Annotated in this window: 12 protein-coding genes; 3 read left to right on the top strand and 9 right to left on the bottom strand. The window is 55.9% G+C overall.

From position 1 onward, the window contains the following. The first annotated feature begins 17 nt into the window (after window positions 1–17). Both ACQ3G7_RS22470 and ACQ3G7_RS22465 read left to right on the top strand, forming a co-directional pair. Window positions 18–1,322 carry a fimbrial protein gene (locus ACQ3G7_RS22470; RefSeq protein WP_430892266.1) on the top strand — a complete coding sequence of 435 codons (1,305 nt, stop codon included), beginning with the start codon at window positions 18–20 and terminating at the stop codon, window positions 1,320–1,322. After that, window positions 1,319–2,074: a fimbrial biogenesis chaperone gene (locus tag ACQ3G7_RS22465; RefSeq protein WP_430892264.1), complete on the top strand. Its 756-nt coding sequence runs from the start codon at window positions 1,319–1,321 to the stop codon at window positions 2,072–2,074. The genes ACQ3G7_RS22470 and ACQ3G7_RS22465 overlap by 4 nt, the downstream gene beginning before the upstream one ends. 7 nt (window positions 2,075–2,081) lie before the next feature. On the opposite strand, the gene rhaM is transcribed toward ACQ3G7_RS22465, so the two are convergent. From rhaM to rhaB, 9 genes are all read right to left on the bottom strand, one after another. Then, entirely contained in the window at window positions 2,082–2,396 is a 315-nt protein-coding gene (gene rhaM, locus ACQ3G7_RS22460) for an L-rhamnose mutarotase (RefSeq protein ID WP_430892262.1), read from the bottom strand. Next, window positions 2,393–3,541 (bottom strand): lactaldehyde reductase, encoded by a 1,149-nt coding sequence (gene fucO / locus ACQ3G7_RS22455; protein ID WP_263098613.1) that lies wholly within the window; start codon window positions 3,539–3,541, stop codon window positions 2,393–2,395. Before fucO ends, rhaM begins: the two co-directional genes overlap by 4 nt. A gap of 95 nt (window positions 3,542–3,636) precedes the next feature. Beyond that, window positions 3,637–4,641 carry an ABC transporter permease gene (locus tag ACQ3G7_RS22450; RefSeq protein WP_263098612.1) on the bottom strand — a complete coding sequence of 335 codons (1,005 nt, stop codon included), beginning with the start codon at window positions 4,639–4,641 and terminating at the stop codon, window positions 3,637–3,639. After that, complete coding sequence (locus ACQ3G7_RS22445; protein WP_430892259.1) at window positions 4,638–5,642, bottom strand: ABC transporter permease; 1,005 nt, start codon at window positions 5,640–5,642, stop codon at window positions 4,638–4,640. Before ACQ3G7_RS22445 ends, ACQ3G7_RS22450 begins: the two co-directional genes overlap by 4 nt. Further along, window positions 5,642–7,153, bottom strand: a complete 1,512-nt coding sequence (locus ACQ3G7_RS22440) for a sugar ABC transporter ATP-binding protein (RefSeq protein ID WP_430892257.1) — start codon at window positions 7,151–7,153, stop codon at window positions 5,642–5,644. The genes ACQ3G7_RS22445 and ACQ3G7_RS22440 overlap by 1 nt, the downstream gene beginning before the upstream one ends. A gap of 53 nt (window positions 7,154–7,206) precedes the next feature. Beyond that, a complete protein-coding gene (rhaS, locus tag ACQ3G7_RS22435; protein ID WP_430892255.1) occupies window positions 7,207–8,193 on the bottom strand; it encodes a rhamnose ABC transporter substrate-binding protein in 987 nt (328 codons plus the stop codon). Between the two features lie 84 nt (window positions 8,194–8,277). Next, complete coding sequence (rhaD, locus tag ACQ3G7_RS22430; protein WP_263098609.1) at window positions 8,278–9,108, bottom strand: rhamnulose-1-phosphate aldolase; 831 nt, start codon at window positions 9,106–9,108, stop codon at window positions 8,278–8,280. 93 nt (window positions 9,109–9,201) lie between these two features. After that, window positions 9,202–10,461, bottom strand: coding sequence for an L-rhamnose isomerase (rhaA, locus tag ACQ3G7_RS22425; protein WP_430892252.1), 1,260 nt, complete (start codon window positions 10,459–10,461; stop codon window positions 9,202–9,204). After that, window positions 10,458–11,927, bottom strand: a complete 1,470-nt coding sequence (gene rhaB / locus ACQ3G7_RS22420) for a rhamnulokinase (RefSeq protein WP_430892250.1) — start codon at window positions 11,925–11,927, stop codon at window positions 10,458–10,460. Before rhaB ends, rhaA begins: the two co-directional genes overlap by 4 nt. Window positions 11,928–12,232: 305 nt before the next feature. Here rhaB and rhaS (ACQ3G7_RS22415) point away from each other — a divergent pair, with 305 nt between their 5' ends. Continuing rightward, window positions 12,233–13,069, top strand: a complete 837-nt coding sequence (gene rhaS, locus ACQ3G7_RS22415; RefSeq protein WP_430892248.1) for an HTH-type transcriptional activator RhaS — start codon at window positions 12,233–12,235, stop codon at window positions 13,067–13,069. Window positions 13,070–13,133: the final 64 nt, after the last annotated feature.

Here is a 13,133-nt window from a genome sequence, read left to right as displayed (position 1 = left end):
CATTTATACGGATATGCTTGCTGATTCTTTCTTTGTTTACCTGTTTATCCCTCAATGCAAGGTGCGTTAAAGGGCCTGACTTTGTCCGTACCGTCGCCAGCGGGTATGGCGTAAGTCTTGCGCTTGGCACCATTAATATAACCAATAACAAAGTTCAGCCTGTCGGTTCGCTTCTGGCTTCAAATGTGGTGCGTTTTTCCGACAACCCGCGTTTTAAAAAAGGTCCGGACAGTATTCTGTGGGTCTGCGATCGTGCGGATGTGAATAATATCTATGAAATCATCGCGACCAATGGCAACGACCGTAACGGAGGGCATTTTGAGGTTGGGTCGTTCGATGGCTACCCAAACTACTACGCAACGCTTTTCCGCAATGTTGGCATACGTCTGACCCATGTAAATTCCGGTCGTGTGTTTACGCGTAACTATCAGCGCATTCCGTTGCAAAACTATGCCATATCGCCGGATGGCCTGAAAATTCATATCCGGGTTAAAGATTTTAGCCCTATCCGCGCAGATCTGATCCGGGTGAGCTTAACGACTCCCCGTGGGCAGTCCCCCTTTGACTGGTGCGGTAAGGCCGAACAACTGACTTCCGGCACCTACACCTGTACGCAACCGAATGGATATGTTTCCTTTTGCTCGCCAGGCAGCCCGGCGGCGTATTGCGATACAGGAGACTCCTCCACCAGTTATGTCGGATGGGGGCTGGACAACTGGATGGGGATCAATATGGGCGGTGTCGCGCCGATGGCGGAACTGGTATCAAAACGGACCTGCACTGCCAAAAGTGTCACGCCGGTGGTCACATTTCCCCCGATCACGGTCGATGCGCTAAACAATGGCGGAAAGTCGCAAGGCATGTTTACCGTGAATATCCTGTGCGAAGGGCTGACGGGAACCGGGACGGTTAGCGGCCTGACGGCGCTGGGCATGCAGGTACCCTATGAAAATTACCAGGCTGCATTGCGACTGAACCTTGTTAACAGCTCTGGCGGTGTCAGCTATTTGCTTCCCACCGACCTTGGGGTATCCGGTATGGCGAGTGGCGTTGGTATCCAGATTGCCAATGCTAATGACGGCATGATACGTAACTTTATTGGCTGGCAACGCTGTAATGCCGCCCCCTCCTATTGTGCTGCCGGTGAGGCGGGCGGGTGGTACGACGCGCGGGATGGCGCCCGGGTCGTCAATAACGGAGGGACATTAGGGATCAGCGAATATGCGATTAATTTCAATGCATATCTTTCCCGCATTGGTAATCAAACCGTCCGCGCGGGTCAGGTCTACGCCAGTGCGCAAATCCTGGTGAAAGTACAATGATGCGCTTGCTCGCGGGGGCTGGCGCGCTGGTTGCGGCAACGGTGTTTTCTGTTCACGCTGGCGTAACGGCGTCTTCTTCGCGGGTGATTTTTACCGAAGGTCAGGCGCAACAGAGTCTGATGTTGGTAAATACCAACGACTGGCCGGTGATGGTGCAGACATGGGTGGACAACGGCGATGCTAACCCTGCGCCCGGCAGTGTTAACGCGCCGTTTGTCTCCGTTCCGCCGCTCTTTTCCCTCGCTCCGCAAAGAATGCAAGGGATCCGTCTGATCTACAACCAGTCGCCGCTGCCAAAGGATCGCGAGTCTGTGTTCTGGCTCAATGTTTATGAGATCCCGCCAGGCTCACCAGCGCGTTCTTTACAGGCGCAGAGCGTGGTACTGACCATGAATACGCAAATGAAAATTTTCTGGCGTCCGAAAACGCTGGGCGCACCTGAAAACCTGTCTGAGAGAGTCCACTTCAGATTGGAAGACCTCAATGGAAAGTGGGAGATCATCTGCCAGAACCGATCGCCGTGGCATGTTTCGTTCGCGACGATCACCTTGCTTGTCGCGGGTCACGCTTACAGCGTGGAACCGATGCCGGACATGATGGTGGCGCCCTACGGCGAAAAACGCTATTCCGTAGCGGCTGAGGCCGCAAGAAATCGCGCGTTGCCTCTGCGGGTTCGCGCAGAAATCATTGATGATGATGGGAATATCTCGGTGAGCGAATTTCCCCTCTCCGGTGAAGAGAGGGGAAAGTAATACGCCATCAGGCCAGATAAAACACCTCTTTAAGCTCCGCGCTAACCGGGCTGTTATCCGGGTTTGCGGGCATCACATCACGCATATGTTTCCACCAGCGCTGGCACACCTCGGTATCAGCAACGGCGTTCCAGCGTTCTTCGGATTCAATCTCCACGGTGGCAAACAGCAGGTTGCGCGCGTTATCGAGGAAAATCGCGTAATGATGCGCGCCTCCCGCTTTCAGCGCGGCTTCCAGTTCCGGCCAGATGGGATTATGACGACGTTGATACTCTTCGTGTGCATCGGGGTTCACCTGCATCACAAAGGCTTTACGGATCATAATGCCTCCAGGTACAGTTCACGGACTTCGTCACGGCTGGCGGTGCGCGGGTTACACGGTGCGCACGGGTCTGCCAGCGCTTTATCCAGCCAGCCTTCGATATCTTCTTTTGTGACGCCCAGTTTGCTGAAACCGGAAGGGATCCCCACACGCGTACTCAGTGCGCGAATGGCGTTAATGGCTTCCATGCTGGCGGTTTCATCGCTCATTCCTTTGGTGTCTACCCCCATTGCCTGCGCGACGCGGGCGAAACGCGTTACGGCATTCGGTCGGTTAAAGTTTTCGATGATCGGCAGCAGGATAGCGTTGCAAACGCCGTGCGGCAGGTTGTGCGTTGCGCCGGGTTGGTGAGCCAGCGCATGCACCAGACCGAGACCGGCACTGTTAAACGCCATGCCCGCAAGATACTGACCAAACGCCATTTGCTCACGCGCTTCGAGGTCATGACCGTTATCTACCGCTTTCGGCAGCCACAGATTGATGAGACGAATCGCTTCCAGTGCATTGGCATCGGTTAACGGGTGCGCGCCAACGGAAACATAGGCTTCAACGGCGTGGGTCAGGGCGTCCATCCCGGTGGCTGCGGTCACAGAGGCGGGAATGTCCAGCATCACGCTGGCATCATCGACGGCGATATCCGGAATGATGTTAGGATCGATGATCACTTCTTTGACCTGACGGGCGGAATCGATAATCACCGCATTGCTGGTCATCTCTGCCGCCGTACCGGCGGTGGTATTGATGGCGACCAGCGGTACGCCGGGGTTTTTTACTTTCCCAACGCCGGAATACGCCGTGGAAGGACCCGGGTTGGCAGTGAGGATTTTTACGGCTTTCGCGGTATCAATTGGGCTGCCGCCGCCAAAGGCAATCACGTAGTTACAGCCGGCATTTTGATAGGCGGCATAGCCTTTCTGCACCAGCGCTTCGGTGGGGTTCGGGAATACTTCATCAAACAGATGGTAAGCCATGTTATGTTCCTTGAGCGCGGCGAACAGGCTATCCAGCAGCCCCATTTTCACCAGTTGCCCGTCGGTCACGATCAGCGCTTTACCCCACTGTTTGTTCGCCACCAGATTCACCATATCGCCAATCGCGCCTGCGCCATGCAGGCTGATTTTGGGTAGTGCTAACATAAAGCTCATGATTTACTCCTTGATTTGCTGTGATTTTTCCCGGTGGCAAGATTCCCTGTCGCCGGAGGTATTCTGTTTTGCCCGCTGATCAGGCCTGTACCGCGTTACATTCGCCTGCGCTGGACGATCCGGCGGGTAATAATCGGCAGTGAAATCACCACGATCAGCATTGCGCCGACGACAATCGACATCACAATGCCCGGCACGTTGAGCAGGCTCAGGCCAAACGTCACCAGCCCCATCAGGAAGGCGGCAATGATCACGCCCACCATGCTGCCGGACCCCCCGAGAATATTGACGCCGCCAAGTACCGCCATCGTCACCACGGAAAGCTCCCAACCCAGCGCCAGCGTCGGGCGGGTACTGCCGAGGCGCGAGGTCAACAACACCGATGCCAGGCCCGCCATCAGCCCGACCAGGGCAAACAGGATCAGGTTATGTCGCTTAACATTGATACCGGAGTACCAGGCGCCGGTCGGGTTATTGCCAATGGCGTAGGTCCGGCGACCAAAGTTGGTTTTATGCAACAGAAAGGCAAACATCGCCGCCAGCACAATAAACAGCGCAAACTCAAACGACAGCGCGCCCCAAACATAACCCTGGCCAAACCAGGCGAAACTCTCAGGCCAGGTGTTCAATGCCTGATCGCCAAGCAAAATGTACGTAATGCCGCGATACAGGCTCATGGTGCCGATGGTGATAACAATTGAAGAGAGGTTAAAACGCGTCACCAGGATGCCGTTACACAGCCCGCATAACAGCCCGACGCCCAGACCTACGCACACCAACAGCGGTGTATCCATACCCGCCTGGGCGCAAAATCCCATTACCGTTGAGCTAAGCGCCATGGTGGACGCGACGGAAAGATCGATTTCCCGGGCGATAATCAGCATCGCCATCGGTAAGACAATGATCGCCTTCTCGGTAAAGTTGAATGTCGCATCCGACAGGTTCCAGATATTGAGAAAGTAGGGCGAGGCGAGGGCGTTGGCCACAAAGACCGCCAGCGTTACCGCCAGTAAAAAACCTTCCCAGCACAACAGCCGCTGAAAGCGTGATGCTGCGGCGGGTTCCGGTTTTACCGCGTCGGACGTCAGTATTTTGCTCATGATTTCACCGCCTGTTTCTGTCGCGCCAGCGCTGCATCACGCAGGATCAAGCGACCTTTGCGCTTGTTGCCGCGTTCGTTGAGCAGAACCGCAATCACAATCACCGTGCCGGAGATAGCCATTTGCCAGAAGGGAGAAATACCGATGATGGGTAGGGCGTTATTGATCACACCAAGAAACAGTGCGCCAAGCAGGCAGCCCGTTACGCGCCCGGTTCCGCCCATGGTGCTGATGCCGCCAATCACACAGGCTGCCACGACCTGCAGCTCAAAACCGTTAGCCACATCGACATACGCCACGGCAAAACGGGAAATCCACAGATAACCGCAAAAGCCTGCCAGCGCGCCGGAAAGGCAGAAGCTAATAAACTGCATTTTCCCGGCATTGATCCCGGTGTAGTACGCCGCAGTGGCGTTTCCGCCAGCGGTGTAGAGTGCGCGCCCGGTGCGGCTATAACGCAGGAAATACCCCACCAGCAGCAACGCCGCGACAGCGCACCAGCTCAGAACCGGGAGCCCTAACACGCCCGATCGCGGCAGGCCGAGAAAATCAGCGCTCATTTGGTTGGCGTTCACCCAGCCGCCGCCGGAGAGTAAGAAGATCATCCCGCGGTAGATGCTCATGGTGCCGAGGGTGACGACAATCGCCGGGATCCCCAGTTTCCACACCAGCAGACCGTTGATCATGCCCATCACCAACCCGAGCACAGTCGCCAGCAGCAGCAGTGACCATACCGGCACATCCGGATGGTGGAAGTTAATCAGCGCGACAATCATGCCCGTCAGCGCCAGATTCGCCGCCATCGACAGATCGATCCCTTTGGTGAGCAGCACCATCATCTGCCCAAGAGCGAGAATGATCAGAATGGCGGTATCGTTGAACATTTCGACGAGATTGCCCGGACTGATAAACGAGGGCACCCTACTGCCAATGACCAGCACCAGCAGCACAATCACCCCGGCCAGCAAGGCTTCACGGTGTTTAAGCAGTTGTTGCCACATTATGCCGCCTCCTTACCTGCGCCGCTGGCGGCGCTGACAATGATTTCCGCTGTGGCGTCGCCTGCCTTGTATTCCGCCACCATCAGGCCTTCGTGCATCACAATGACTCTGTCTGCCATGCCCATCACTTCAGGCAGTTCGGAAGAGACCATGATCACCGCCAGCCCGTGCGCCACCAGTTCAGACATAAACTGATGCACCGCCGCTTTTGAGCCGATATCGATCCCTTTCGTGGGCTCATCGAGGATAATGACGTCCGGGTGGGTGGCGAGCCATTTGCCGATCACCACTTTTTGCTGATTGCCGCCAGAGAGGGTTTCCACCGCCTGCCGCCAGCTAAACGCTTTTACCTGTAAGCGGCGGGCATACTCATCCGCCAGCGCCGATTCGCGGGTATCGTTCAACACACCGTTGCGGTTTAATTTGCTGAGCTGCGGCAGGCTGATGTTCTGGGCGATGGAGAGTTCAATAATCGCGCCCTGCTTTTGCCGCTCTTCGGGCACACACACAATGCCCGCGTTAATGGCATCGGCGGGTTGGCGAAAATGCACGGTTTTACCGTGCAGAAGAATGTCGCCGGATGAGGGGCGTGAAACGCCGGACAGGGCTTGCATCAGCTCGGTGCGGCCCGCGCCGACCAGGCCATAAAAGCCAAGGATCTCGCCCTGGCGTAGCGAAAAGGTAATGTGAGCAAATTCGGTGGGATGACACAAATCCCTCACTTCCAGCACCGTTTCACCCGGTTCGCAATGCACTTTGGGCCAGCTCTGCGTAATGGCGCGCCCAACCATCATTGCCACCATTCGCTCTTCGCTGATGGTGTTGATTGCCCCGGAATCGACATACACCCCATCCCGCAAAATGGTGTAGTGATCCGCCAGTTCAAAAATTTCATCAAATTTGTGCGAGATAAACAGGATCGCTTTACCTTCCTGTTTCAGGCGCTCGACGATTTGGTAAAACTCCAGAATCTCATGCTGCGAGAGCGCGGCGGTGGGTTCATCCAGAATGACCACCTGCGCTTCAAACGACAACGCGCGGGCAATGGCTACCATATGCCGCTGCGCGATACTCAGCGTTTTTAAGGTAGCGTGCGGATCGATCTGCACTTCCAGCCGGGTGAGAATCTCCCGGGCTTTCTGGTGCATCGCGGGCCAGTCGAGTTTCTTCAGAAGCCCTTTATAGAGGTACTGGCCGACAAAAATGTTCTCGGTCACGGAGAGTTCATCGAACAGAACCGTTTCCTGGTGAATGGCGGTGATGCCCATCTTATGGGCGGACTCCGGCGTAGGGAGTGAAATGGGGATCGCTTTGTAGAGGATTTCGCCCTCTTCAGGTTGGTAAATGCCGGTCATCACTTTGACCAGTGTGGATTTCCCTGCGCCGTTTTCACCGATGAGAGCGGTGACTTTTCCGGGCCAGAGATCGAGCTGTACATTCTCAAGGGCGCGCACGCCAGGAAAGACTTTGGTGATGCCCTTAAGGGATAGCAATGGGGTGGATGCCGTCATGAACGTTCTCCAGGTCTTGTATTCCCCCTCCCTGCGGGAGAGGGAGAAAGGGATCAGAAAATCTTTGAGAACTTATCAATGTTGCTGGCATCGTAGACGAAGGGCTCCGCCATCGCGCCGTTGCCATCGGCATCCAGTTTGACCTTGCCGAGTTTACCCATGCTGGCTTCGGTTTTGGTCGCCGTTCCTTTCACCAGATCATCGGCTAAATAGGTTGCGGCATAGCCAAGGTCGATCGGGTTCCAGATAGCGAAACTTTTACTGGCCCCGGACTTAATTGCCCCCGCCATTTCAGACGGCAACCCGAGGCCGGTGACATACACTTTGCCGATTTTGCCCTGATCTTTTACCGCCTGTGCGGCGGCAACAATCCCGACGGATGACGGCGAAACGATCACTTTCAGGTCCGGGTAGGATTTCAGCAGACCCACCGCTTCGCGGTAACTTTTATCCGACAAGTCATCACCGTAGGCGACATTCACCAGGTTGATGGACGGGTATTTCGGCAGCACCTTTTTCATCTCCGCAATCCAGATATTCTGGTTGGTGGAGGTCGGTGTGGCGCTGAGAATAGCCACGTCGCCTTTCTCGACGTTCAGCGCTTTTAGCGCGTCAGCGGCGAGTTTGACGTTGGTTTCGCCAATCAGAGCGTTATTGGACGGATTCAAATGGATCTGTCGCCCGGCTTTGGCGACGCCGGAGTCCCAGGAAACCACTTTGATACCGCGCTGCATGGCTTTTTTCAGTACCGGCACGACCGCATCCGGATCGTTGGCCGAAATGGCGATCGCATCCACCCCCTGGGCGATCAAACCATTCAGGACTTCGATCTGGGCTTCGGCCGTGGTGGTGGTCGGGCCGGTATAAATGACTTTGACGTCTCCTAACTCTTTGGCTGCCTCCTGTGCGCCGGTATTTGCTGCTTCAAAAAAGCCATTACCTAAAGATTTCGCCACCAGGGCGATTTTTACTTCAGCGACAGCGGAACCGGACAACGCCAGAATGGCAACGGTGAGGATCAAGCTTGCTTTTGTTTTCATTGCTTTTACTCCACATAAGTTAGTGTTTGTAGGGCTTGCAGGTGACAGAGTTCGCCCCGTCTCAGTGAGCGGGGCGCGATGTTGTTATTTGTACAAATCAATGGCGGATTGCAGCGGGGTCACGCCAAAGCGTTTGCCCAATGCAATCAGTTCTGCTTGCGAGATGGTCTGTTTCATTCCACCCATCGAATAGATTTTTACCAGCACTTCCGCAGACTTCTCGGCGGTGTCGATCAGACCGAAGGTTTCATCCAGTGTCGGGCCGCTGCCAAAGACGCCGTGGAAGGGCCACAACACCAGCGAATGTTTTTGCATATCGGCGGCAGTGGCCTGGCCTATTTCGTCAGTGCCTGGCACCATCCACGGCAGAATGCCAACGCCGTCCGGGAACACCACCAGACACTCGGTACTGCCTTCCCACAATTTGCGGGTGATCAGGTCGGCGTGGTTTTCCAATACGTAGGTCAAGGCAATCAGGTTGGTGGCATGGCAGTGCATGATCACGCGATCTTTGCCGCCGGTGGCTTTGATACGTTCACCGTGAGACAGGAAGTGCGCAGGCAGCTCCGAGGTCGGCACCGCTTCGTGCGTTAGCCCCCACAGAATGTGGTAACCCGCGCCGTCGCTGTCCACCTTGACCACGCCTAAATTTGCCGCCGGATCGAGCTGTACATTGCGGAAGAATTTGCCGGAACCGGTGACGATAAACGGTGTGTTAGCCAGTAACGGCATCGGCTGGCTCAGGGCGATATAACGCGGTTTTTGATGAAAATCCGCGGCAAACGGGGCGATGTCCGCCTCATCGAGACGCAACGTCAGGTTGCCGCCGTTGCGCTCATCCCACCCTTTCAGCCATGCGTCGGAGGTGGCTTTGATCATGCCCTGGACGAACCAGGAATCAATAATGGTCTGCATAGTCTTGTGGTTCCTGTTAATACGGTGCGGGGTTTTCCCCTCACGCTGACAATGGTTTGCTCCCTCTCCCTTGCCGGGAGAGGATCAAAAGGGTTACCCGCGTTTGCGTAATACGTTTTTCTCATACGCCCGCACGCTTTCCAGCCACTGGCTGCCTGCCGGGGTGTCGTGGCGCTGGCAATACATTTCCCATACCGCCTGCCATGGCAGGGATTTCTGCTCTTCCAGCAGCGCGAGGCGCGCGGTGTAGTCGCCATCGGCTTCCAGTTGGCGCAGTTGATCAACCGGCTCCAGCAGCGCGCGCAGCAGCGCTTTTTTCATATTGCGGGTGCCTATCACCCAGGCGGCAATACGGTTAATAGAGGCGTCGAAGAAGTCGAGACCGATGTGCACGCGGTCAAACAGTTTGTGGCGAATGATTTCACTGGCGATGGCCTGGGTTTCGTCATCCAGCAGGACCACGTGGTCGCTGTCCCAGCGTACCGGACGGCTGACGTGCAGCAGCAGGCGCGGCACATACAGCATGGCGGCGGAGATTTTGTCGGAGATCACTTCGGTCGGGTGGAAGTGGCCGGCATCCAGGCACAGGGCGGTCTGGCGGCTGGTGGCATAGCCCATATAGAACTCGTTGGAGCCAACGGTGTAGCTTTCTGCGCCAATCCCGAACAGTTTGCTCTCCACGGCATCGATATGGTGTGCCGGGTTCAGTTTTTCGCTGATCGCCTCGTCGAGCGCATTCAGCAGGCGTTGACGCGGCGCCAGGCGGTCGACGGTGACATCTTTCATGCCGTCCGGGATCCAGATATTCATCACCGACGGCGTCCCCAGTTGTTCACCGAACCAGGCAGAAACGCGGCGGCTGGCTTTTACATGGTCAATCCAGAACTGACGGATCTCGTCGTTCGCGTGCGAGAGGGTAAAGCCATCGGCGCTCAGCGGGTGCGAAAAACAGGACGGGTTAAAATCCAGCCCCAGTTTGTTGGCTTTTGCCCATGCCACCCAGTTTTTAAAGTGTTCCGGTTTGATTTCGTTACGCGCGACAGGCGCATCAGCCTCATGATAAATCGCGTGCAGGTTAAGGCGTTTTGGGCCGGGGATCAGACTCAGCGCCTGCTCCAGATCGGCACGAAGTTCCGTGGCATTGCGCGCTTTACCCGGGTAGTTCCCGGTGGCCTGGATACCGCCAGTCAGGCTGCCTTCCGGGTTTTCAAAACCGGCAACGTCGTCGCCCTGCCAGCAGTGCATGGATACCGGCAGGCGATCGAGCTGACGCAGCGCCTCCTCGACATCAATGCCTACCGCGTCGAAACGCTGTTTAGCAATTTCCCAGGCTTGTTCAAGTTGAGTGGTCATGCGCATAGCTCCTTTGTCTGTCGTTTTTGCTGAAAGCGCGCGACGTAGCGGGCGATTTCATTGTCAGGATTAGGGGTAAATGTGATCAGGGAGTGGTTAGCCACCACCACCTGGCGAAAATCATCAACGTTGCTGAGTTCATCCAGCGTCATCAGTTGCACGCCAATATTGCCGAGCGTGGAGGCTTCTACCGGGCCAGCCACCACGGGCAAACCACAGGCATCTGCACAGAGCTGGTTCAGCAACTGGTTCTGGCAACCGCCGCCCACCACATGCAGACGGGTAAAGGGTTTGCCGCGCAGGCTTGCCAGCTCGCCCAGCACATCGGCATACAGCAGCGCAAGGCTGTCGAAGATACAGCGCGCCAGCTCAGCCGCGTTTTGCGGTGCCTGCTGGCCTGCTTCCCGGCAAGCAGCCTGGATTTCGGCGCTCATGTTGTCCGGGTTGATAAAGCGATCATCGTTGGGGTTGATGATGAACTGGCAGGCGGGGAGCTGTTCCGTTTGGGCAATCAGCGCGGGCAGGTCGGCGATCGCCTGTTCCTTCAGTACGCGTTGCAGCAGCCACAGCCCCATAATGTTTTTCAGCACACGGTAGCGGCCTTCTGCACCGCCTTCGTTGGTAATATTGGCCGCCAGCGCGTGATTGCTGGTGTAGGGGGTTTTGCTTTCAAAACCCATCAGCGACCAGGTGCCGGACGACAAATACGCGGCATCTTTATCCGCCAGCGGTGCAGCAATGACGGCGCTGGCGGTGTCATGGCTGGCGACGGCAACCACCGGGATGGCGTTGTTCTGCGGGCAGATCCACTGACCTATCACATTGCCCGGATGGGTGGGCGTGCCGAACCAGTGAGCCGGAACGCCAGCCCAGTCCAGCAGCGTGCTATCCCAGTTATCGGTGTTGATATTGACCAGTTGCGTGGTGGTGGCGTTGGTGTACTCCCAGTTCAGATTGCCGGTCAGCCGGTAACTGAAATAATCCGGGATCAGCAGCGCATGGGCGGCTTGCTCCAGCAGTTCTGGCTGCTGCTCCGCCAGTGCACGCAGTTGATACAGGGTGTTAAAGGGTAAAAACTGAATGCCGCTGCGCAGATAAATGTCGGTTTTGCCCGGTGCCTGCATCGCACGTTGCATCACGCCGTCGGTACGGTCGTCGCGGTAAGCGATGGGTAAGCCCACGCGCTCGCCTTTGCTGTTGATCAGCACATAATCCACGCCCCAGGTATCGATGCCGATGCTGTCAGGTTGAATGCCTGCTTCACACACTTTGTGCAGCCCCTGGCGGATCTCCGCTTCCAGGCTGTCGATATCCCAGCAATCGAAACCCTCTGTTTTTTGCAGACAGTTAACGAAACGGTGGATTTCGCGAAGAGTGAGTGTGCGTTGTTGGCGATCGTAACGCGCCAGCATTACACGTCCGCTGGAGGCGCCTAAATCAACTGCAACACAATGGCGAAAAGTCATGATCGGGTCCTTCTTAGAGTCATTGCAGACAGTCTAAAAAAGGGCGATGCGTCGTACCTTCTTGTTACGGACAGCGGCGATTTCGCGCTGGCAAGAAAGCAAAGGTGAACGTGAGAGAGTTCACAGTTTCCAGTTCTGGTGGGGTTTTGGGCCATTGTGACCCTTGCCACATTTCCCGATCTTTCCGGCCGTTTCTTGAAAAAACGGCAGGCTATGCGCGAAATGCTGTCGAAAATTTAAGGTGAGGTTGCGAACCCTTAATTACTATTTTGAGAACTTTTCTCATTGTTGGGTTGGGGGCGAGTATGACCGTACTTCATAGCGTGGATTTTTTCCCGTCAGGTAAATCACCTGTCGCCATTGAACCGCGATTACCCCAGGCGGCATTTCCTGAGCATCACCATGATTTTCATGAAATTGTGATTGTTGAGCATGGCACAGGGATCCACGTTTTTAACGGTCAGCCCTACACCATCAGCGGTGGGACGGTCTGTTTTGTCCGCGACCATGACCGGCACTTGTATGAACATACTGACAACCTTTGTCTGACCAATGTTCTGTACCGTTCGCCGGATGCATTCCAGTTTTTATCCGGGTTAAATCTGCTGTTGCCGCAGGAGCAGGACGGGCACTATCCCTCGCACTGGCGGGTGAATCAGCACACTCTGACCCAGGTGCGCGCCATCATCAGCCAGATGGAAGAGATGGATATGGAGATGGATACGCACGGTATCGCTAACCGCGAGATCCTGTTTATGCAACTGCTGGTGTTACTGCGTAAAAGCAGCCTGCAAGAGGGCGTCGCGAACAATGATGCCCGGCTTAATCAGTTGATGCTGTGGCTGGAAGATCACTTTGCGGAGGATATTTGCTGGGAGTCGCTGGCAGAGCAATTTACGCTCTCTCTGCGCACGCTACACCGCCAGCTTAAGCAGTCGACCGGCCTGACCCCGCAGCGTTATCTCAACCGTTTACGGCTTATCAAAGCGCGGCATATGCTGCGCCATAGCGACGACAGCGTGACGGATATCGCCTTCCGCTGCGGCTTTGGCGACAGCAACCATTTTTCGACACTGTTTCGTCGCGAGTTCGACTGGTCACCGCGGGATATCCGCCAGGGGCGCGATACGCTGCTTCAGTAACGAGAAGGCTATCACCGATTTTTTGCCGTAGTTCCGCTAATAATCACAGGTTGTTCACGGCAGA

Source organism: Kosakonia sp. N21, from assembly GCF_050587465.1.
In the GTDB taxonomy this organism is placed as follows: Bacteria; Pseudomonadota; Gammaproteobacteria; order Enterobacterales; family Enterobacteriaceae.
This window is presented reverse-complemented; position numbering and strand designations above follow the sequence as displayed.